The sequence below is a fragment of the Shewanella atlantica genome (genome assembly GCF_003966265.1).
In the GTDB taxonomy this organism is placed as follows: Bacteria; Pseudomonadota; Gammaproteobacteria; order Enterobacterales; family Shewanellaceae; genus Shewanella; species Shewanella atlantica.
The window spans coordinates 521,231-543,444 of the sequence record NZ_RXNV01000003.1; the positions used below are offsets into that span (position 1 = coordinate 521,231).

Consider the following 22,214-nt stretch of genomic DNA (forward strand, 5'->3'; position numbering starts at 1 on the left):
GAGTAGATGAGTTTAGACGAACATAGCGCCCTAATTGAACAACTTAAGCCCCTATTAATGGAGCCCGATTTTCAGGAGCTATTTCAGCAACTGACAGCAGATGAATCAAATTCCACCCGCTTCTTGCTGAAAATGGAACTCAATCGAATATCTTCGCCTTGCAGTCGTATCATAGATCTCAGAGATAAGTCTGAACTCCCCTGTGAAGAGGTGACCCACAACAATCAGCATCACTATCTTGATGGGCCCGCTAAAGAGAGCTTTATGCAGTCTATGGCGCTCTATCGCGACCAATATACTTTAGGGGTGTATGAACAGGTCATAGAAACACATAAACAGCGTAAGCTAAAGCTACGTAGTGGTGAAAATAACCAAAACAACGGCCAGCTCACCCCCTTTATCGCAAAGGGTGTCGTATTAGGTAATTACTTCAATCGCAGTGAAGAGAGGATGAATTACAGCATTCGGATCTCGACACTGCAATCGGGAAGAGTTGAAGTCCCCGGCATCACGGTCGATCTATCGGTTGGCGGTGCCCGGATAAGACTACCGCTGACACATAATTTCGACCTGGATAAACCGATAAGAGTCAAATTGCTGGAGCTGAGCGAAGAGTATTATTATGAAGACCTTCAAAAAGGTGTGGATTATGAGATAGTCGACACACAGACCAGCTCTGAGTATTGCTGGATGCGTCTCAAACGTATCGGCGGCACCGAAGAGCTGGCAACCATGCTGTCGAACCTGATTAAAGGCTATAAGTATCGCTATAAGGTCGATATCAATGACGTTTTAGTAGCGGCAACAGGGCTGGGCTTTGAGCGTCACTATCTCCCTCATCTTCCTCACCTGCCGTTATTTGTCGAATCCGATGATGGCCAGTATAAGGTCACTCATAAGCTCCTCAGTCGCGATAATCAGCAGTTGCAATTTTTCTTTAGGGATGAGCAGGATATCAGTCAACTACCGGGCATGTTATCGAGTCAAAGGTTAGACGCGCTGCTCAGGGAGCCGGACAACAAAGATCATAGCCTGTTCTTCTGCTTCACCTTTCAGGCCCAGGGCCGCCTCTTTTTTTACTCGGCAACATTAGCCGAACTAAAAAGTAAAAACCTATTGGCGCTGTTTCTCAGCTTTGGGGCAACTAAAGCTTCCTGGAAGGTCTTTAAGTTAGCGCATCATGAGATAGATCACAGCCAATGCTACAAAGCCAGCATAATCCCCGGTGATGATAGCGGCTACTCGGCACTGACCGAGGCACAGCTAAAACGATTCACTCATGTATTACAACTGATAAACCTCACAGCCGAACACGCTCAGGTCGATTATCAAGCCTGGGATTGTAAGAGTGATAGAAAAGTTAACGAACTGAAGATATTTGGCCAACAGAAAGTCACCACCAACCCAATAAAGCTACTGTCACTTCAATTCAGCGAGAGAAGAAATGAGGCACGCTTCGCCTTTAAAACTCAGGTAAATATAAACCAGGGAAAAGTAACCGCGACAGGTTTTACCCACGACATATCGAGTAAAGGGCTGCAGCTCACCTTAGAGCACCCGATTCAATTTGATAAGACTGCACCGCTATTGTTGAGCTTCCCTAAATTACAGCCGCTTGCAGGTAAGACTAAACTCAATCATCTCGCTTATCGATTGATAAGAACCAGAAAGAATAGCGTCACCATTCATCTGGCTGCCGTTATGGGACATACCCCCCATGCAGGGGTTGAGTTTTTAAATAAACTCATCATCCATAATGAGGAGAAGCTGGAAAAGGTCACAGAAGCGCACAGTGAGACCAAAGAGCTGGCCGATGGGTTAAAAAACTTGTTGATGCGCCATTTAGACTCGGTTCCTTTCTTTATTGAAAAAACGGCCAAATCGGCACAACTTACAACGCTGGGGATAGGCACTCATAAAAATGTCATCATGGATCTTTTCGCCGCAACAGCCTCTGAACATTTAGAGTACAATTTAGAATCTCTGCTTAAAGATGGTCGTTTGAAAAAACAGTTTATCGATCCCATCAGGGCCATGAAGCCTCAACATGGATTAGAGTATTTCGAAGTCTATCTTCAGGTATCGAGACAATCTCAGGGCCAGGTCAGAGTTAAGTGTCTTCCTCCGGAGGAGATTGGTGATATCACCGCCAGACAGCACTTTATCAACCAGAGTAATAATCTGGGGCGTTTTATGGCGCTTAGAGTCTATCGGGGAGCTTCGGGAAAACCGGACCTGAATTACATACGTCGGGAGCTCGAATATATCAACGCACATGCTCCACATAAATCTAAGAAATTAGAGGAGCTGTTATGGAAGATAATCGGTGTTGGTGAACTACTGGATATTACCGAAGAGGTTCAGCTGAGGTACCCAGAGCTTTATGGAGCCCCAGAGAAGCAACTTAAGGTCTCGGCCTGAACCAGTAAACTACTCTTCTTGGTAAAAAATTATTGGAAAAAGTAAAATGCGGCTTGAGAGCAGTGTAGGAGCGGCTTCAGCCGCGAATACTTTGTGTAGGAGCGGCTTCAGCCGCGAATTTCAAGAATCCAGCCTAGCAAATCAACGATGTCTGGTAGAGGTGTGGCTGCTCAGATACCACTGCCTGACCTGAATGAAGTGATCATCCACGGCATCTTTATGGGTCAACATATCGGCATGGCCATAATCGTGTTTAAACCCCTTTGATTTTGATAACAGGGTGTAATTCACATCCTTAAGCTGACACTCCTCAACCATACGTCGCACATCGGCGGGGTTACCCAATACATGATCCCCTGAGCCTGCAATAAACCAGGACTTGGGCCACTTTCCCTGCTTGGCGACATCTCTGGCGGCGCTTGCGTAATCGAAACCGTCATCGTGATCTATCCAATCCCCTCTCACCCAGTCGATGCTTTGAGCGAGTGACTGACGACTCTCGTTATCCATACCCATTCGCCACTTGTCGGCGGCCAGATAGCCATGACTCCATGCTATCGCCTGCGCAAGCTTGTTCCAACCCAGATCGACCATCATCCACTTCTTCAGTGATTTAATTTTAATCCTGCGCTTACTTCCAAAGGTAAGGAGTGAGGCGACACTGTCCTGAAACAGGGGATATCGACTAATTGCGCTAGCCATAAGCACGCCTCCCCAGGAATGCCCGCACCAGTGTACCTTAGATACTTTTGGGTGTAGCCCGAGAATATAGTGATGGATCAGGGGCAACTGGTCACGAATCACCTCCCCCTGTCCGCCTTTGAATCCACGCTGCAGTCTTGGTGTACTCTGCCCTCGCCCCTGCGTATCGAGCGCATAGACAACAAATCCGGCCTCGGCCAAAAAACAAGCCAAACCCCTTCCGGTTTCACTGTAGAAAACACGACCATTAGACATGGCGCCATGAAGCATCAGGATCGGTGGTTTTGACATATCTGTGATGGCAGTATCACTCGAGCGAATTTGCCTCAAATGGAGTCTGCCGTCGAGATAAGGGATGAAATGAGAATCTTGTTTTATAGCCACTAATGAATCACTTTTTCTAATTTAGCGATCAACTTACTGACTCTGCGTAGGAAAAACAAGAGTAATTACTCAGCTTTCATAAGGTTAAACACAAGGGGTTAATTAACAGGATTAAGTTCAGAAAGATAAGCGGTCATTTTAAACATAACAAATAACGCTGTAGCCATGGGCCATAAAGCTGTACCAAGCAGCTTTATGGACTTATACCGATTAGCATATAGAGATTGCTATTCTAGGAAGAGATTGAGCCTAGCAGTAACAAATATGGCAACACTCTCAAATCCAATTGACTGATAGATACATCGGCAGACTGTTTCAGCTTAGGCTTAGCATGATAGGCGATGCCATAATCGGCCGCTTCTATCATAGGAATATCGTTAGCACCATCTCCTATGGCTAATCTCTGTCCTTGAGGGATACCCCACAGCTGCGCGCATCGTTGCACGGTATCGGCTTTAAACTGCGCATCGACTACTTGCCCGGAAACCGTACCGACCAGTTTCCCCTCTTCGATATCAAGCTTATTAGCATAGGCGGCATCGAGATTTAAGAGCTGCTTAAGATGGCCCACAAAAGGAGTAAAACCACCCGATGCGACTACCACACGCCAGTCATGTGACTGTAACTCATCCACCATCTCAGTTAACCCGGGCATTAAAGGCAGTTTATCGCACAAGGTTTGAATAATGGATTCGTCGGCGCCGGTTAGCTGAGATACTCTGCCCCTCAAGCTTTCCTCAAAATCGAGCTCCCCTTGCATCGCACGCTCAGTGACTTCGGCAACAGCTTCGCCGACCCCAGCCATGGCGGCCAGTTCGTCGATACACTCAATTTCGATAGCGGTTGAGTCCATATCCATCACCAATAACCCCGGACTATTGAGCATTGGCGGCTCTGCAGCCATTGAGAAAGCTTCAACCTTATCCAGAGAAGAGAACAACTGCAGATGAGTCAGGCTAAATGGCTCATCACTGCATAGTTCGATGCAGTAAAGCCCGCTATTCCTGTCGATTAGCGCTAAACTCAAGGATAGATCTGACTGAGAAATCGCCCTGGCTATCTCAGCCTCAACATCTCGCGTTACATAGATGAGTCTGAGTCTGGCCCCTCCTTGTGGAGCCTGACACTCGACATGGCGTGACAGGGTTTGGGTCAGGGTCTGGCTATGGAATTGATAACGGGCTGTATCCTCATTAATTAACCATGAAAACAGTGAAGTGTGGCTCAGACTTTCCATTAGTAACGCATCTCCAACTACCGGGTAAGGCCATAATCAATTATGATTAGGTAAACCCAAATAAATTCAGGTATAAAGTGTTTTTTCTTAAAGGACTGAAAAAGAGCCATAGAATTAGCAGACTACTGCAGATAGCCATAGCGCTGACGCTTGCCGTGGGTCTGATTCAGTTATGGGAAACCAGCCTACTACAAGGGCAGCAGCTTCTAAAGTCCCAAACGCAAAAGATGGCAAGATTACTTGTTCAGCAAACGGCCTACGGAGCGGCACCGGCTCTGCAATTGCAAAATGATGAACAGTTGCAATGGCTCGCCAGCGCCTTAGTGGAAGACCCAAAAGTAATGTCGGCCAGTATTTTCAGTGAAGATGGGCAGAGGCTGTCATTCGCCCAAAGTGTCACAGATGAGGAGCTTGAGCCTGACTCTGATGAACTCAATAAACTGCTGGAGCGTTACCCTCCCTATGTTGAGGCGGTAACCCAAGATGACATTAACTTAGGCTTTATAGAGGTCAGGTTAGAGCCCAGATTATTCTTTAATGAGATCAAAGAGGCTCACCAGATCAATATGGAGCAGCAGCAGATGATGTTAATCATCGCTGGCTTAATCGGTATGCTGCTCTCCCGTTCACTCTCCTTCAAGAGGGCCGATTTCGATCGCCGTAAGACACGGGTAAAATTGAGACAGAAGCCTGGAAAGTTAAGGAAGAAAGAGCAGGAAAAACTCAAGAAGGCGCTAGCCAAAAGCCAGAAGAAGCAAGCGGATAAAGATAAGGTTAGTCGCGAGAACATCGAAACAAGCGAAGACACTGCAAAAGCAGAATAGGTCGGTATTTTTTTCGTTAAGTATCAAAACAACAAGCAACAAAAAAGGGCTCACAAGAGCCCTTTTGTATATGGATGTACTTATCCCAGCTCGCACGGATAGCGATGGAGGGGATTTTACAAACACTTAGCTGTTACACCTTTAAATCACTAAAAGAATAGTGAGTTAATCATTAAAGTGTAATTGCAGCTTCCAGTGTCATTTCGATCATTTCGTTGAAGGTAGTTTGACGCTCATCAGAAGAGGTCTTTTCACCTGTACGGATATGATCAGATACAGTACAAACACACAATGCTTTAGCACCGAACTCAGCAGCAACACCGTATAGACCGGCTGCTTCCATTTCGACACCTAAGATGTCCATCTTTTCCATAACGTCAAACATTTCTGGATCTGGAGTGTAGAAAAGATCAGCAGAGAAAACGTTACCAACACGGAACTTAGTACCTTTAGCTTCAGCAGCTTTAACAACAGCGCTTAGTAGGCCGTAGTCAGCGATAGCAGCGAAATCTTGACCTTTAAAACGTAAACGGTTCACTTGAGAATCGGTACAAGCACCCATTCCGATTAGAACGTCACGAACTTTAACGTCAGTGCTAACTGCACCACAAGTACCGACACGGATCAGGTTCTTAACGCCGTAGTCTTTAACCAACTCAGTCGCGTAGATAGAGCATGAAGGAATACCCATGCCTGAACCCATAACAGAGATACGAGTCCCTTTGTAAGTACCGGTGTAGCCGAACATGTTACGAACATCAGTAACTAGCTCAACGTTCTCCAGGAAAGTCTCTGCAATGTACTTAGCACGTAGTGGATCGCCTGGAAATAGCACTGTATCAGCGAATGCGCCTTCTGGTGCGTTAATATGCGGTGTAGCCATCTATATAACCCCTTATATAATGAAACTTAAGCGTTACTAAAAGTAAGCAGACCTAAGCCTTTGTATGTGGCGGCCATCATCTAACCGCCAAAAACTTGTAATTAGCAAAATAAAACCAGCGATAAGATTTTATCTTATCGCTATTAATCTTTACTTAATAAACGACTCGCCATATTCCATAGGCTCAAGTTTAAAGTAACTTGCTATGGATTGACCCATGTCGGCAAAACTCTTACGGCGGCCTAATGAACCAGCTTCCAGTCCTGCTCCGTATGCCAATACAGGCACACGTTCACGAGTATGGTCTGTACCTGGCCAAGTCGGATCACAACCATGGTCAGCAGTTAGCAGTAATAGGTCGTCTTCGCCCATCAGTGCCATCAGTTCAGGCAAACGAGAATCGAAATACTCGAGGCTTCTCGCGTAACCGGCAACATCACGTCTGTGACCAAAATGAGAGTCGAAGTCAACGAAGTTAGTAAACACTATCGTGTTATCACCAGCGACTTTCAGCTCTTCCAGCGTCGCATCAAACAGGGCTTCTAAGCCCGATGCCTTGATTTTCTTAGTGATACCGCAATGTGCATAAATATCGGCAATCTTACCGACACTCACCACTTCACCACCGGCGTCAGAGAGTTTTTCAAGCACTGTCTTTGCTGGCGGCTCAACCGCGTAATCGCGTCTGTTACCCGTACGGGCAAAGTCGCTCGGACCTGTGCCAACGAAAGGACGGGCAATAACACGACCAATGTTATATGGCTCAAGTTCTTCACGAACGATCTGACACAAGGTATAGAGGTTCTCGAGTCCGAAAGTCTCTTCGTGACACGCCACCTGGAATACTGAATCTGCCGATGTGTAGAAAATTGGCAAACCACTGGTCATGTGCTCGTTACCGAGCTCTTCCAAAATCGCAGTACCCGATGCGTGGCAGTTACCGAGGTAATCTGACAAGCCGGCTCTGGCTAGAATTTTATCAGTCAGCTCTTTCGGGAAAGAGTTGGTATGGTCGCTGAAGTATCCCCATTCGTACAGAACAGGTACACCCGCTAACTCCCAGTGTCCACTAGGCGTATCTTTACCGGTACTAAGCTCATCAGCATGGCCATAGGCGCCAATGATCTCAACATCGTCACTGAAACCAGCTGGCAGCTGCCCAGTACTCTCTTTCGACGCTTGGGCAAGGCCAAGACGTGCAAGATTCGGTAGTTTCAACGGGCCTTCACGACCTTCGTTTGCTTTTCCTTCGGCACACGCTTTTGCGATATTACCAAAGGTGTCAGACCCGGTATCACCGAACGCTTCAGCATCTGCCGCCGCTCCGATACCAAATGAGTCTAACATCATAATAAATGTACGTTTCATCTTAAATGCTCCGTTACAGATCTGACTCACGAATATAGCGATATATTTCTGGAGTCTTCTCTGGTTTCGTCTCGCCTATGTGTATGGCTTTCTTAACTGCAGCTTCAGCTTCAGCAAACGCATTCTCAGTTTGCGCATGAATGAAGGCGATTGGCTTATCAGCTGAAATCTCATCACCTAAAGCACAAACTTTAGTCAGACCAACACTGTAATCTAGTGCGTCACCTGGTTTACGACGGCCACCACCTAAGGTAACAACCGCAAGACCTAGCTCACGAGTATCCATCGCTGAAGCAAAACCGGTTTGGTCAGCATAGACAGGACGGATGATCTTAGATTCTGGCAGATACAGACCTGTGTTCTCGATGAAGTCAGCAGGTCCGCCAAGACCAGAGATCATACGACCGAAAATCTCAGCAGCCTTACCATTATCGAGAACGCGATTTAGCTTCTCTCTTGCGTCAGCTTCACTTGAAGCTATACCACCTAACTGTAGCATCTCTGCACACAAGCCCATGGTCACTTCATAGAGACGAGGGTTACGGTATGCACCAGTTAAGAAGTCGACCGCTTCTTTAACTTCGACAGCATTACCCGCACATGAAGCCAGAACCTGGTTCATATCGGTAAGCAGAGCCGTAGTCTTAGTACCCGCTCCGTTCGCAACTGCAGTAATACTACGCGCCAACTCTTCTGATGCCTCATAAGTAGGCATAAACGCACCACTACCGACTTTTACGTCCATAGCAAGAGCATCGAGGCCAGCAGCCAGTTTCTTTGAGAGAATTGAAGCGGTAATGAGTGAGATAGACTCAACGGTCGCGGTGTTGTCGCGAATTGAGTAGAAACGCTTATCGGCAGGAACCAGATCGCCCGTTTGGCCAATAATGGCTACACCGGCTTCTTTAACAACTTTTCTGAACAGTTCACTATCCGGCTCGGTTTGGTAACCGGGAATAGCGTCAAACTTATCTAACGTTCCACCGGTATGACCAAGGCCACGGCCGGAGATCATCGGAACATATCCGCCACATGCCGCAGCCATTGGGCCAAGCATTAAGCTGATAACATCACCAACACCACCAGTGCTGTGCTTATCGATGATAGGACCGTCAAGATCCAGCGTCTTCCAGTCTAGTACGGTACCCGAGTCACGCATGGACGTGGTTAACGCAATACGTTCATCCATGTTCATGTCATTAAAATAGACCGCCATACCCAGCGCTGCTATCTGACCTTCTGAAACCGTATTATCGGTAATGCCTTTAACGAAAAATTGAATCTCTTCTTTTGACAACGCCTCAGCATTGCGCTTCTTACGAATAATCTCTTGAGCTAGAAACATGGTACTGCCTCCAGAGTGTAACTAGTTTTCAGTAAATAGTTACATTCTCTTTAATGAAACACCAAAAAACGTAATTTAATTACAAAACATATTAACCAAGTTTTGGTGCTTCCAAATAGATTTAGATCACACTTAACTAAAAAAGATGGCCCTATTTTCCAATAGTAAAATAGGGCAACACTATTTAGTAACCTTGAGGGCCCTTAGGTGCATCACCTAGTTCCAAGGTATGCAGAAGGTTCACAAGCAAGCTAGACGCACCAAAACGGAAAGTACGTGGCGTAGCCCACTCATCACCTAAAAGGCGTGCAGCAAGTCCTAAGAACTCACCGGCAGCAGCAGCATCACGAACGCCGCCAGCAGGCTTGAAGCCTACTTTAGTGTTCTTTTCGCTGATCACTGTCATCATGATCTCAGCAGCTTCGATAGTTGCATTGACAGGTACTTTACCGGTAGAAGTTTTAATGAAGTCTGCACCGGCATCGATACATAATTCAGAAGCCTTACGGATAAGTGCTGGGTCTTGCAGTACACCTGACTCGATGATCACCTTAAGCAGTACATCTTCGCCACATGCTTCTTTACACGCCTTAACCAGCTCGAAACCAACAGACTCGTTACCAGCCATCAATGCACGGTATGGGAAAACAACATCGACTTCATCTGCGCCGTAGGCGACAGCTGCACGAGTCTCTAACACTGCAATAGCGATATCATCGTTACCGTGAGGGAAGTTTGTTACTGTCGCGATGCGGATGCTTTCACAACCCATTTCGTTCAGTGTCTTGCGTGCAATAGGAATGAAGCGAGGGTAAATACAGATTGCAGCAGTGTTGCCGGCAGCCGTCTTAGCCTTATGACAAAGTTCAATCACCTTCTGATCGGTATCATCATCGTTCAGTGTGGTCAGATCCATCAATTCAATGGCTTTTTGTGCTGCTTTTTTTAAATCGCTCATAATAGCTCTCCGAAACGTAATTCAAATAATAAAATGAAATAGAAATCTACGTAAGGCAGCGCCTGGAAGTGGCATTTTTTGATTATTGTTATGGCCGGGCCTTCGGGCGTCGCCTTAGATATCACCATAGGCGATATCTGTTTATTCAGGTATTCAGTGTAGTTAATGAAATTGAATGATCAATGACTACAATCCTGACACTAGGTCACGACTTGAATCCTTGAAGACCGGGAAGGGGAAACTGAAATGCTTTGTTTCTGCCTTTCCGCGAAAAATCCATTTTAGCGCGTAAAACTTTATCTTTTACAGATTAACTTTTAATAAAACAGACTAAGTAAATATAGCTCATGCTTAAGTAAAAATTAAATTTAGAGCCGTGCATTGCACGGCTCTAACAGATGCTTACTAACTTCTAAAAATAACTCTTAGAACTTGTAAGTAGCAGTCAGGTAGTGTGCGAAACCAGTAGTTTCTAGACCAAAAGTACCGCCATCTTTAAGCAGGTAGACGTCTTTGTATGCTTTTAGACCATAACCCAGTGCATAGTTGTCTGAATGCCAGTGAAGACCCCAGTATGTTGCGCCACCGTTAGAAGTAAATGTAGTGCTGCCATCAAATTCAGATACAACTTCATCAGCACCGAACTGCCAATCGATGTAACCCTGGAAAGAAACGAATGAACCGTTCTCCAGGAAGTAGAAAGGCTTGAACCAGTTCATAGAGAATTGGTAACCGTTCCACTCTTTAGCATTTAAGTCATAAGTACCGTAAAGGTTCATGCCAGTTTTACCTAACCATGGAACCATAACGTCTGCACCAACACCCCAGAATGACATGTTCACATCACCAGGGTTGTTGATTGTCGATGGCCCATCAGCGCCTTCAACATCCCAAGAAATGCTTTGGCCTTGAATAGCACCGCCACCCCAGTTGAATAGAGTAGAGAAGTAAACTTCCTGGATAGGACCAGCTGAAAGGTCTAAACCAGTGATCGCATCGATAGAGAAACGAGGAGCAAGTTTCATGAACATCTTGCTCTTGCCGCCTTGTTTGTCACCAGTGGTTTGGTTAGCTAAGTTGAATACATCTACATAGCCATATAGGTCAACAACACCAGCGCGGCCGCCGAATTCCATTTCAAGGTAATCGTGTCCGCCGTCGTCAGAATCAGAGCGTGGAAGCTCGTTGAACGCGTACATAGCGTTGAACTGCATCCAGCCGTAATCGCCTGCGCGGATATCATCACCACGATCGGCTGCGAAAGTTGGTGCAGACATTACTGCTACAGCTGCTGCTGCTAGTGCTAAAGTTTTAACGTTTTTCATCATCAACCCCATTTATTTTATGGTGTGCCGCTCTTTTCAAAAAGAGTCAGCGTTTGTTTTTATCGTGCCGCATTTTACTCACTTTGTGCCAAAGCACAACTGTATTAATGTAAAATTGCGAACACTAAGTTTTAACATTGAATCAAATAACTAACTATTACTACTATTACTAAATTTCTATCACACAATTTCGTATCGCATTTTAGACAAAAACTGAAATTGAAATTGTGTTTGTCCTCACACAGCTAATCTTTAATCTGTTAAAGATTAGCTATATGTTTTACAAATTTAAATCTGAAAAATGGCTGTGTTAACTTAGACTCTGCTCTGTTTGAGCAGAGTCATAGTTCAGGGGCACCCCCCTGGATTACCTAACGTTTATAACTGTTGAGTTATAGAGCCAGGAATAGACCCGCTAGTGTCGCACTCATCAAGTTAGCAAGAGAACCTGCAACTACTGCACGCATACCTAGCTTAGCTAAGTCGTGACGACGAGTTGGCGCCATAGCACCTAGACCACCAAGAAGAATCGCGATTGAAGATAGGTTAGCGAAGCCACAAAGAGCAAAAGAGATAATCGCTTTTGTTCTATCTGTCATAGCAAGACCTGTTTCAGCAACTACCATACCGCCATCAGCGATGTCTTTCATGTATGGTGCGAAGTTAAGGTATGCAACGAATTCGTTAACAACAATCTTCTGACCGATGAAAGAACCAGCAACTAATGCTTCGCTCCAAGGTACACCGATTAGGAATGCTAGTGGCATAAAGATGTAACCAAGAATCAATTCAAGAGTTAGACCTTCCATACCGAACCATCCGCCAACACCACCGATGATGCCGTTCATCATAGCAATCAAACCAACGAAAGCTAGAAGCATTGCACCAACGTTAAGGGCTAGATGCATACCAGATGAAGCACCTGCAGCAGCAGCGTCGATAACGTTAGCTGGCTTATCAGGGTCTTCTGGAAGATCTTCCATATCGTTCTTAGCTTCTTCAGTTTCAGGGTGCATCAGCTTAGCCATTAATAGACCACCTGGTGCTGCCATGAATGAAGCGGCAACTAGATATTCGATTGGAACACCCATCTGCGCATAACCGGCCATTACTGAACCAGCAATAGACGCTAAACCACCTACCATGATGGCAAATAGCTCAGAGTTAGTCATAGTCGCGATAAACGGACGTACAACTAGTGGAGCTTCAGTTTGACCAACGAAGATGTTTGCCGTTGCTGACATAGACTCTGTACGGCTGGTACCAAGAGCTTTCTGTAGTGCACCACCGATAATACGGATAATCCACTGCATAACACCCATGTAATAAAGAACAGCAATAAGAGAAGAGAAGAAAACAATGACTGGTAGAACGTTGATGGCGAAAATGAAACCAACTTTAAAGTTAGCCAAATCACCGAACAAGAAACCGATACCGTTTTGAGCATAACTGATAACGCTAGACACGCCATCTGAAACACCCTTTAGAATATCTTTACCGACTGGAACATACAAAACGAAACCACCGAAAGCGGCCTGAATTGCTAATGCACCAAAAACGGTACGCTTGTTAATTGCTTTTTTATTATTCGATAACCCGAACGCTATCGCAAGTAGGGTGACCACCCCTACCAAACTCATTAAAATATCCATTAACCATCACCCTATTTGTTAATACTTTTTAATTATGTTGTTAACCAACCTTTTTCGAGACTGATTATACCCGACCAAGTAGCGAAAAGGGTCGTTCCGATCAAATTTTTGAACTTTAATTTCAGCGATTTACTCACAAGTTCCGATGCGATTTACACCTGTTTATTTAAAAATAAACTAAAGGTCAAAGAGTTGCATGGTATTGAGAAAAGCATGTTCTGATATTAGAACACTAGTTTTTTTCTGTAAATTTGCTATTTCTTTCACGATTGAGTGCAAAACAAGCGGTGTATTGCGTGTTTCAGCCGAATTAGCAGGTGCCATAGAGGGGGAATCGGTCTCGATAAGGATGGAATTTAAAGAAATGCTTGCAATGCACTTTTTAAGTTTTACGGCCCTATCGTTCAAAATTAACCCTCCAATACCCAACTTATAACCCAGTCGGATATATTCATTAGCAAGTTCGACTCCACCGTAAAAACCATGGATAACTCCGCCTTTGGGCAGTCCATAGTGCTTCAATAGCGTGAGCATTTCGTTGTGAGCTTTAACAACATGTAAAATAATAGGCAATTCCAGCTCTTTTGCCAGTTCCAATTGACGTTCGAACTGTACTAACTGTGCCTGCCAATTACTTTTTCGTAACTTATCTAAACCACACTCACCGATGGCAACCAGGTTTTCATCATGACTGCACCTTGAGATGGTACCTTTTAGATCATTGAATAAGGTTATCGAATCAGATTGACAATACCAGGGGTGAATACCTAAGGCATATGGACAGGAAAACTGCCTGGCGACGGCGATCTGTTTGTCCCAATGCTCAGGTGATACGCCGGGAATGATGGCGGTTTCAATGCCGGCATGCTTCATTTCATCAAACAAGTGTTGACGGTCATCATCGAACTCTGGAAAGTCCAGATGAGCATGGCTATCGATCATTCTCAGCTTGGTAGGTGATAAACCATTACATTGAGCCCTGGCATTCTCTAGATTTGAAATTAGAGTTGGCATGCTAGACTCCCCCCTTAGGCTTATTTATCGTGGTTTCGTCACAACGCCGTACAGCTGCGTTGTTTCGCCCGCCTCCCCGGCCCTTTAGTTCAGGTTCTTTTAGCCTGGGAGCACAACTACGTCGGTTCTCAGGCGTGAGCCCCATTCGGTCACACCAATCAATATAGCGATTCCACAATCTGACAATCCAGTTCATCTGATCTCCTGAACGCTTACTCACACCAGTCGGCACCTATTTATCATATATCATACCAATTTCATTAAATATCTGTTCATTCAGCGGGAGTTCAAAGCGCTGAAGGCAAGGCGGATGGTTGAAGCTAATAGTTATTCTATATCAAAATCATCGAACGTAGCATGCAGGGCTTTGCCCTTGGCTTTTAACATCAGCCGCCCGCAGGGAGACTCTCAGACTTCCTACTTCTGCGTTGCATTGACTTACAAGGGAGTAACCATTCTTTCATCAATGCATCTTGAATTCGAAAGTCTGAGTGACTCTGAATTGATAACATATTTGATGAAACTGGTATAAGGCATAAAAAAACCCCAAACTTTTGTATGGGGTTTTAAAAACGCTAAACAGAAAAACTAATTTTCAAAGTTGTCTTTGAAAAACAGAGTCTGAATATTAACTTTAGTTCTCACGAGTCTTAGCGAACTTGATATCCGGGTAACGCTCCATTGAGAGGTTCAGATTAACCATAGTCGGTGCAATATAAGTCAAGTTGTCACCACCATCGAGTGCCAAGTTGGTGCTGCACTTACGTCTGAACTCTTCAAGTTTTCTTTCGTCATCACAATACACCCAACGAGCGGTCGAAACGCTGATGGCTTCGTAGATAGCTTCAACCTTGTACTCAGACTTTAAACGACCAACAACCACCTCAAACTGAAGTACACCTACCGCACCAACAATCAAGTCGTTTGAATCGATAGGTCGGAAGACCTGAACCGCTCCCTCTTCAGAAAGCTGAACCAGTCCTTTCAGCAACTGCTTCTGCTTCAAAGGATCTTTCAAACGAATACGACGGAACATTTCTGGCGCGAAGTTAGGGATACCTGTGAAACGAAGTTTTTCACCTTGCGTAAAGGTATCACCGATACGCATAGTACCGTGGTTGTGCAGACCTATGATGTCACCCGGATAGGCCACTTCGGCACGGTTTCGATCTCCCGCCATAAAGGTCAACGCATCACTGACGTTCACATCTTTGCCCAAACGCACGTGATGCATCTTCATGCCTTGTTCATAACGGCCAGAACAGATACGCATGAATGCTACCCTGTCTCTGTGTTTAGGATCCATGTTTGCTTGGATCTTAAAGACGAAACCACTGAACTTTTCATCTTCCGGCTGCACATCTCTAACTTCAGTCTCACGAGCCTGAGGCTTAGGTGCCCATTGGACGATACCATCTAGAATATGATCCACACCAAAGTTACCTAAGGCGGTACCGAAGAAAACAGGAGTCAACTCACCCGCGAGAAACAGCTCAAGATCGAACTCATTCGATGCGCCAAGAACTAACTCCAGCTCCTCTCGCACCTCTGCTGCGTAGGTACCGATAGCATCATCCAGTTCAGGGTTATCTAATCCCTTGATGATTTTCGAATCCTGAATAGTGTGTCCCTGGCCACTCTGGTAGAGGATCACTTCATCACGTAGAAGATGGTAAACACCCTTGAACTCTTTACCACAACCAATTGGCCAGGTAATTGGGGCACAAGCAATATTCAGTACCTGTTCAACCTCATCCATCAACTCTAATGGATCACGTATATCACGGTCGAGTTTGTTCATGAAAGTGACGATAGGCGTATCACGGAGTCGTGTCACCTCCATCAACTTAATCGTACGTTGCTCAACACCTTTAGCAGAGTCAATCACCATCAGGCACGAGTCAACGGCAGTTAGAGTACGGTAAGTATCCTCAGAGAAATCTTCGTGACCCGGGGTATCGAGAAGGTTAACGAGCGCATCGTTATAGGGAAACTGCATCACAGAGGTTGTGATAGAAATACCACGATCTTTCTCCATCTCCATCCAGTCAGACTTCGCATGTTGCCCGGACTTCTTACCTTTTACAGTACCAGCCTTCTGCAGCGCGTTGCCAAATAAAAGTACCTTCTCGGTAATGGTGGTCTTACCCGCATCGGGGTGAGAGATAATGGCGAAAGTACGACGCTTGTCGACCTCAACTTTATTGCCTGACATGTTTACCTGCAGATTCTGGTGTTCTAAAAGCCGGCAATTATAGCGGTTAGACCAAGACTTGGCTAGAAGTGGTAGCTAGATTAAACCTGCAGAGTAGGCGAATACAAAAAATATTCCATACTAATCCCCGATAAAGAAGGAAAGTAGACATAGAAAGGCATAAAAAGAGAACAGAGTTAGCGGCAATTCAAAGATGTGACAATTGATGGAAGGAGTTATTACCATGCAACCCGAATAACAGATTGCATGGTTACACTGAGATAAAAATTAATGACTCTTGTTAGCCGACTCTTCGGCATAAAGTTTGGCATTAATTTTAGCCAGCTCTATTCTCGCGTATCTGTGTTCAACAAAGTCATAGATATTGGTCGCTAATGCGAGCCTGAAGTAATTTGCCGCATCACTGTTATCGCCCTGCTGCTGGGCAATCTTGGCAATATAGAAATAGGCTTCACATAGGCGTTCGGCGTACTCATTCGGATGAGAGAGCCCCTCTTTGGCTGCGGCAAATACCTGATCACGACTTTTTTTACCCAAATAGAAGTCAACCAATTCATTAGACCAGGCATTTGGCGTCAGTTGAGTTCGGTTATACTCGAGTCTGATTTTGGCCTGTTCTACATCGACTTCACTTTCGGTCAGGTAGAGCCAGAGTGCACGATAGCCATCTTTTTGATCCAGAGAGTAGAAAGACTCCATATCTTCAACGGCTAAGCGATTGCGCTCACCATAGTACAGGGCGATACCACGGTTAAGAAAGGCATAATCATAGTCGGGAGAAAGCTCTAAAACGGCATCGAATGCTTCATAAGCGCTTTCAAACTCACCTTCCTGAGTATAATAGATCCCGATAAAGTTATAGGCATCGGCAAGGTTAGGTTGTAATTTCAGTGCCTGATGAAAATCAATTCGACTCAAGATACGAAGTCCGACACTGTCATAGATGACACCACGGTCATAATGAAACCTGGCTCTTTGTTCATCGGTTAACTCGGCCGATGACAAAATTTCATTTAATTTGGCTAAGGTGATTTCAAGCTTATAATCAGGCATCACAGGTTCTACCATCACCTTCCCCTGCTCATTCGCGCCAGATTGAGTTGAGACACATCCTGTTAGCAAAATACTCATACCAGCCAAAACCACTACTGCGACTGTCCGCATTTTTTGAATCATCCATTTAACCCTTTGAGTTCACCGATGCTTGTAATCATAGCAATCCCCTATCACTACGGCTATCAAGGATTTAATTATTTTAATTCAGGCACAAAAAAGGAGACCCTAAGGTCTCCTTTCATCTAAAGCATATCTATTTTAGGTAGATTTACTCGGCTGGAGCAGCTTCAGCTTTAGGCGCAGCTTCTTTCATAGAAAGACGCACACGGCCCTGGCGATCGACTTCCATCACCTTAACTTTCACTTCCTGACCTTCTTTTAGGTAATCAGAAACGTTAGCTACACGCTCTTCAGCAATCTGAGAGATGTGAACCAGACCATCTTTACCTGGAAGAATAGTAACGAACGCACCGAAATCAACGATACGAACAACTTTACCATTGTAGATAGTACCGACTTCAACTTCCGCAGTGATCTCTTCGATACGACGGATAGCTTCTTTCGTTGCTTCGCCGTTTGCCGATGCGATCTTAACCGTACCGTCATCTTCAAGTTCGATAGTTGTACCAGTCTCTTCGGTAAGCGCACGGATAGTTGCACCACCTTTACCAATCACGTCACGGATCTTCTCAGGGTTAATCTTAAGCGTTGTGATACGTGGAGCATGATCAGAAATATCATCACGATGTGAACCAATCGCCTGGTCCATTACGTTCAGGATATGTACACGAGCGCCATAAGCTTGTTGCAGTGCAATCTGCATGATGTCTTTAGTGATACCTTCAATCTTGATATCCATCTGCAGTGCAGTGATACCGTCACGAGTACCCGCTACTTTAAAGTCCATGTCACCAAGATGATCTTCATCACCCAGGATGTCAGAAAGAACAACGAAATCGTCACCTTCTTTAACCAGACCCATTGCGATACCAGCAACTGATGTCTTAATTGGTACACCAGCATCCATAAGCGCAAGTGAAGTACCACATACAGAAGCCATTGAGCTTGAACCATTTGATTCAGTGATTTCAGATACAACACGAACGCTGTATGGGAACTCTTCTGCAGAAGGCATAACAGCGTTAATACCACGCCATGCTAGCTTACCGTGACCGATTTCGCGGCGCTTTGGTGAACCAACAAAACCTGTTTCACCAACAGAATATGGAGGGAAGTTGTAGTGAAGCATAAAGCGGTTTGTGTATTCGCCCATGATGCTGTCAACTTTCTGTGCATCACGTTCTGTACCAAGAGTACAAGTAACAAGTGCTTGAGTTTCACCACGAGTAAACAGTGAGCTACCGTGTGTACGTGGAAGTACACCAGCCATCACGTTTAATGCACGAACCATGTCTGGCTCACGGCCATCGATACGTGGGTTACCAGCAATGATGCGGCTACGAACGACTTTCTTCTCTAAGCTACCAAGAAGGCCGTCGATTTCGCGCAAATCAGCTTCTGGGTTTTCAGCCAATAATGCTTCTTTAGCAGCAGATTTTACAACGCCAACTTGAGTGTAACGATCTTGCTTAACTTCAATTTGGTAAGCAGCGGCCATCTCGGCCTCGGCTAAATCTTTAATTTTAGCAACAAGGTCTGCGTCTTGAACTGGAGCTGTCCAGTCCCATGCAGGCTTGCTAGCTTCAGCTTTTAGTTCGTTAATAGCATTGATAACGACTTGCTGCTGGTCATGGCCATATACCACACCACCAAGCATTACTTCTTCAGGAAGAGAAGCCGCTTCAGACTCAACCATCAATACAGCACCTTGAGTACCGGCAACTACCAGATCAAGTTCACTATCAACAAGTTGACTTACATTAGGGTTAAGCACATATTCGCCGTCGGTATAACCAACGCGTGCCACACCTAGTGGGCCATTGAAAGGCAGACCAGAGATAGCCAATGCAGCCGAAGTACCTATCATCGAAATAACATCAGGATTGATTTCAGGATCGACAGAAACTACTGTGATAATTACCTGAACTTCATTCTTGAAGCCATTTGGGAATAGTGGACGGATTGGGCGGTCAATAAGGCGGGCAATCAATGTTTCGTTTTCAGATGGACGGCCTTCACGTTTGAAAAATCCACCAGGGATCTTACCAGCAGCATATGTCTTTTCCTGGTAATTAACCGTTAGTGGGAAAAAGTCACGACCTGGCTCTTCAGCTTTCTTTCCAACAACAGTAACTAATACTGTGGTATCACCCATACTTGCCAAAACAGCGGCGTCTGCTTGACGTGCAATAACCCCAGTCTCTAACGTGACTGTGTGCTGACCATATTCAAAACTCTTTACGATTGGATTCACGTGAACCATTCCTTAAATTTAATTACCTTAATTTCGGCGACAAGTATACTTCATCTCTATTCAAGAGATAAAGGGCACATAGTGATGACAAAGCGGAAACTTTTCTCTAAAGTGAGTAGTATCGAAGATAATTCCTCACGGAATCGCCATAAAACCTGAATTTTTGGTATCAGTTCTCTGGTATAAAGGATGGTCAAATGAATGCAGGCTTTAAATCTCTAACATGGAAACAGACGAGTCTTGTCGTATTTTCTGCCCTATTCTTTGCGGTTGCGATTTTTATTGTCGAAATTGCACTGGTAGGAGTGTCTGCTAGAGATGGCTTGAAGGACTCACAAACTGAGTTACTCGATTCTGTGGAGCAGCCTTCGGCCAATGCCGTATGGGCACTCGATGATAACCTGGCTAAGCAAACATTAGAGGGCGTGCTAAAAGTTGAACACGTAGGTTCGGCGGTAATAGAGCTAGATGATGGTTCTATGTTTGTCTCTGTCTCGAGTAACAAATCTTACCCTAATATTTTTGAAGACTTCAGCAACAAACTCTTTGGAGACCTCAAAGAGATCTCTCGTTCTCTTTATCGGCCTTTTTATTTTGAAGGCACAGAGAAACAGCAGCTGATTGGCACATTAACGGTTCTATATGATACCCAAGGGCTGACAGATTCACTTTTCTCTCAACTCAAATTCAGCTTAATCGCCACTTTAGCTCGGGCACTACTGATCACATTAGTACTCTCCATCGTCTTTCATCGTTTTTTAACTAAACCCATTGCAGAGATAAGTGAAGCGATCGACAAAATTGATCCTGAATCGCCCGATGAAAACTTACTTCCTATGGACAAAGCACATACAGATGATGAATTAGGTCTGGTGACATCTAAGTTTAATCAGATCCTTATTCAATTTGGCCAGACACAAAGTAAGCTCAGAAAAATGGCGACCCGAGATCCATTAACCGGTCTGCCAAATCGAACTCTATTGCTGGAAACGATTGCAGTTACCATTCAAAGAGCTCGTGTTCATAAACATCAATTTTGTATGTTGTTTATCGACTTGGATAGATTCAAAAATATTAATGATTCCCTCGGACATGCGATTGGAGACCAGTTTTTGGCACGAATTGCCCGTGTGCTCGAACGCGTAGTCGGGGATAACGGGACCGTTGCCAGATTAGGCGGAGATGAATTTGTTATCTTGGCCGATGAGATCCGCACTCCTGATCAGGCCGCTGACTTCGTAGACAAGCTTCTGTTGCACCTAAATACTCCCATGCAGCTCAATGAGCATACTATTCATCCTGCGGCTTCTGTGGGTATATCAATCTACCCCGATGACGGGATGAGCGCAGAAGATCTTATCCGTCATGCCGATATCGCAATGTACAGCGCTAAGGCTGCAGGTTCCAATCAATGGGCCTTTTTCAAACAGCAGATGACTGAACGTGCGGCGGTAAGACTACGTACCGAAGCCTCACTACATGACGCACTGAAAAATGAAGAGTTTATACTCCACTATCAGCCTAAGTTCGATATTAAAACCGGAAAGGTAGTGGCCTGTGAGGCCCTCATCAGATGGCAAAAAGATGGTCGCTTAATTAGCCCTATGTCCTTTATTCCCGTGGCAGAAGAGACCGGAATTATTATTCCTATCGGGCGCTGGGTCATTGAAGAGGCCTGTAAAACGATCAGAAAATGGCAAAAAGAATATAATTTCGCTTTACCCATTGCGGTTAACGTTGCCTCTCAGCAATTTGCAGATGCTAGCTTAGTCCCTGATATCAAACAGTTAGCACTGAGGTACCAAATTAGTCCTGAACTGCTTGAAATTGAGATAACCGAAACCTCACTGATGAATGATATTGAGCTTGCCATATCGAAACTTCAACAGCTTAAATCCACAGGGTTTGGTATCGCAGTGGATGATTTTGGAACGGGCTACTCCTCCCTCTCCTATTTAAGACACCTGCCTATTACTACAATGAAAATTGACCGCTGCTTCGTCACCGACCTTCCTCATGAGAGTGCGATCGCATCGACCATTTTAATGCTGGGTAAACAGCTCAACTTAAATATCGTTGCCGAAGGCATTGAAACTCGGGAGCAACTTGATTGGTTAAATACCAATAATTGTCAGATAGGCCAAGGGTTTTATTTCAGTAAACCTGTGACACAAAAAGAGTTTGAAGATGCTTATATAAAGTCTCAGACCGCGAGTATCACTCATATCTAGGGTCGAGGGTCGAGGGTCGAGGGTCGAGGGTCGAGGGTCGAGGGTCGAGGGTCGAGGGTCGAGGGTCGAGGGTCGAGGGTCGAGGGTCGAGGGTCGAGCAAAATAGTTTCATGGGCTCTTAAATATTTGCCACCTTCAGCTAACTTAAAGAATTCCTCTCAGGCTTGTGGCTTCACTGTCATTCTGAACTTGCTTCAGAATCTATATCTTTTATGCACACCTCCT

16 protein-coding genes are annotated in these 22,214 nt (G+C 45.0%); 3 read left to right on the forward strand and 13 right to left on the reverse strand.

Annotated features, from left to right (window positions below; translation table 11 throughout):
- The first annotated feature begins 6 nt into the window (after nucleotides 1–6).
- The gene (locus tag EKG39_RS10795; protein WP_126505744.1) at nucleotides 7–2,421 is read left to right on the forward strand and encodes a PilZ domain-containing protein; all 2,415 of its coding nucleotides are present in this window, start codon (nucleotides 7–9) and stop codon (nucleotides 2,419–2,421) included.
- A gap of 141 nt (nucleotides 2,422–2,562) precedes the next feature.
- On the opposite strand, the gene EKG39_RS10800 is transcribed toward EKG39_RS10795, so the two are convergent.
- On the reverse strand, nucleotides 2,563–3,507 hold the full coding sequence (locus tag EKG39_RS10800; RefSeq protein WP_126505745.1) for an alpha/beta fold hydrolase: 945 nt from the start codon (nucleotides 3,505–3,507) through the stop codon (nucleotides 2,563–2,565).
- A gap of 232 nt (nucleotides 3,508–3,739) precedes the next feature.
- Nucleotides 3,740–4,744 (reverse strand): phosphoserine phosphatase SerB, encoded by a 1,005-nt coding sequence (serB, locus tag EKG39_RS10805; RefSeq protein WP_126505746.1) that lies wholly within the window; start codon nucleotides 4,742–4,744, stop codon nucleotides 3,740–3,742.
- A 77-nt stretch (nucleotides 4,745–4,821) separates the two neighbouring features.
- Between serB and EKG39_RS10810 the strand changes: the two genes are divergently transcribed.
- Nucleotides 4,822–5,568: a YtjB family periplasmic protein gene (locus EKG39_RS10810; protein WP_126505747.1), complete on the forward strand. Its 747-nt coding sequence runs from the start codon at nucleotides 4,822–4,824 to the stop codon at nucleotides 5,566–5,568.
- A gap of 172 nt (nucleotides 5,569–5,740) precedes the next feature.
- Here the strand turns inward: EKG39_RS10810 and deoD are convergent, their stop codons facing one another.
- From deoD to pnp, 11 genes are all read right to left on the reverse strand, one after another.
- Entirely contained in the window at nucleotides 5,741–6,451 is a 711-nt protein-coding gene (gene deoD, locus EKG39_RS10815) for a purine-nucleoside phosphorylase (RefSeq protein ID WP_126505748.1), read from the reverse strand.
- A gap of 150 nt (nucleotides 6,452–6,601) precedes the next feature.
- Nucleotides 6,602–7,819 (reverse strand): phosphopentomutase, encoded by a 1,218-nt coding sequence (locus EKG39_RS10820; protein WP_126505749.1) that lies wholly within the window; start codon nucleotides 7,817–7,819, stop codon nucleotides 6,602–6,604.
- Between the two features lie 13 nt (nucleotides 7,820–7,832).
- Entirely contained in the window at nucleotides 7,833–9,164 is a 1,332-nt protein-coding gene (gene deoA, locus EKG39_RS10825; protein WP_126505750.1) for a thymidine phosphorylase, read from the reverse strand.
- A 184-nt stretch (nucleotides 9,165–9,348) separates the two neighbouring features.
- Complete coding sequence (gene deoC / locus EKG39_RS10830; RefSeq protein ID WP_126505751.1) at nucleotides 9,349–10,122, reverse strand: deoxyribose-phosphate aldolase; 774 nt, start codon at nucleotides 10,120–10,122, stop codon at nucleotides 9,349–9,351.
- Between the two features lie 425 nt (nucleotides 10,123–10,547).
- On the reverse strand, nucleotides 10,548–11,447 hold the full coding sequence (locus EKG39_RS10835) for a nucleoside-specific channel-forming Tsx family protein (RefSeq protein WP_126505752.1): 900 nt from the start codon (nucleotides 11,445–11,447) through the stop codon (nucleotides 10,548–10,550).
- 392 nt (nucleotides 11,448–11,839) lie between these two features.
- A complete protein-coding gene (locus tag EKG39_RS10840; RefSeq protein WP_126505753.1) occupies nucleotides 11,840–13,099 on the reverse strand; it encodes a NupC/NupG family nucleoside CNT transporter in 1,260 nt (419 codons plus the stop codon).
- A gap of 177 nt (nucleotides 13,100–13,276) precedes the next feature.
- Nucleotides 13,277–14,041 (reverse strand): TatD family hydrolase, encoded by a 765-nt coding sequence (locus EKG39_RS10845; protein ID WP_246028481.1) that lies wholly within the window; start codon nucleotides 14,039–14,041, stop codon nucleotides 13,277–13,279.
- 73 nt (nucleotides 14,042–14,114) lie between these two features.
- Nucleotides 14,115–14,309, reverse strand: a complete 195-nt coding sequence (locus EKG39_RS10850) for a hypothetical protein (protein ID WP_342775525.1) — start codon at nucleotides 14,307–14,309, stop codon at nucleotides 14,115–14,117.
- A gap of 438 nt (nucleotides 14,310–14,747) precedes the next feature.
- Nucleotides 14,748–16,328 (reverse strand): peptide chain release factor 3, encoded by a 1,581-nt coding sequence (gene prfC / locus EKG39_RS10855; RefSeq protein WP_126505756.1) that lies wholly within the window; start codon nucleotides 16,326–16,328, stop codon nucleotides 14,748–14,750.
- A gap of 267 nt (nucleotides 16,329–16,595) precedes the next feature.
- Nucleotides 16,596–17,504, reverse strand: a complete 909-nt coding sequence (nlpI, locus tag EKG39_RS10860) for a lipoprotein NlpI (RefSeq protein ID WP_126505757.1) — start codon at nucleotides 17,502–17,504, stop codon at nucleotides 16,596–16,598.
- Between the two features lie 148 nt (nucleotides 17,505–17,652).
- Nucleotides 17,653–19,758, reverse strand: a complete 2,106-nt coding sequence (gene pnp, locus EKG39_RS10865; RefSeq protein ID WP_126505758.1) for a polyribonucleotide nucleotidyltransferase — start codon at nucleotides 19,756–19,758, stop codon at nucleotides 17,653–17,655.
- Between the two features lie 197 nt (nucleotides 19,759–19,955).
- Here pnp and EKG39_RS10870 point away from each other — a divergent pair, with 197 nt between their 5' ends.
- The gene (locus EKG39_RS10870; RefSeq protein ID WP_126505759.1) at nucleotides 19,956–21,989 is read left to right on the forward strand and encodes a putative bifunctional diguanylate cyclase/phosphodiesterase; all 2,034 of its coding nucleotides are present in this window, start codon (nucleotides 19,956–19,958) and stop codon (nucleotides 21,987–21,989) included.
- Nucleotides 21,990–22,214 lie beyond the last annotated feature (225 nt).

Excerpts from the sequence above, each read along its gene's own strand:
- EKG39_RS10795 (WP_126505744.1), top strand. The coding sequence starts at position 7 with ATGAGTTTAGACGAACATAGCGCCCTAATTGAACAACTTAAGCCCCTA.
- EKG39_RS10835 (WP_126505752.1), bottom strand. The coding sequence starts at position 11,447 with ATGAAAAACGTTAAAACTTTAGCACTAGCAGCAGCAGCTGTAGCAGTA.
- EKG39_RS10870 (WP_126505759.1), top strand. The coding sequence starts at position 19,956 with ATGAATGCAGGCTTTAAATCTCTAACATGGAAACAGACGAGTCTTGTC.
- deoC (WP_126505751.1), bottom strand. The coding sequence starts at position 10,122 with ATGAGCGATTTAAAAAAAGCAGCACAAAAAGCCATTGAATTGATGGAT.
- serB (WP_126505746.1), bottom strand. The coding sequence starts at position 4,744 with ATGGAAAGTCTGAGCCACACTTCACTGTTTTCATGGTTAATTAATGAG.
- prfC (WP_126505756.1), bottom strand. The coding sequence starts at position 16,328 with ATGTCAGGCAATAAAGTTGAGGTCGACAAGCGTCGTACTTTCGCCATT.
- nlpI (WP_126505757.1), bottom strand. The coding sequence starts at position 17,504 with ATGATTCAAAAAATGCGGACAGTCGCAGTAGTGGTTTTGGCTGGTATG.
- deoD (WP_126505748.1), bottom strand. The coding sequence starts at position 6,451 with ATGGCTACACCGCATATTAACGCACCAGAAGGCGCATTCGCTGATACA.
- EKG39_RS10840 (WP_126505753.1), bottom strand. The coding sequence starts at position 13,099 with ATGGATATTTTAATGAGTTTGGTAGGGGTGGTCACCCTACTTGCGATA.
- deoA (WP_126505750.1), bottom strand. The coding sequence starts at position 9,164 with ATGTTTCTAGCTCAAGAGATTATTCGTAAGAAGCGCAATGCTGAGGCG.
- EKG39_RS10845 (WP_246028481.1), bottom strand. The coding sequence starts at position 14,041 with ATGATCGATAGCCATGCTCATCTGGACTTTCCAGAGTTCGATGATGAC.
- EKG39_RS10850 (WP_342775525.1), bottom strand. The coding sequence starts at position 14,309 with ATGAACTGGATTGTCAGATTGTGGAATCGCTATATTGATTGGTGTGAC.
- EKG39_RS10820 (WP_126505749.1), bottom strand. The coding sequence starts at position 7,819 with ATGAAACGTACATTTATTATGATGTTAGACTCATTTGGTATCGGAGCG.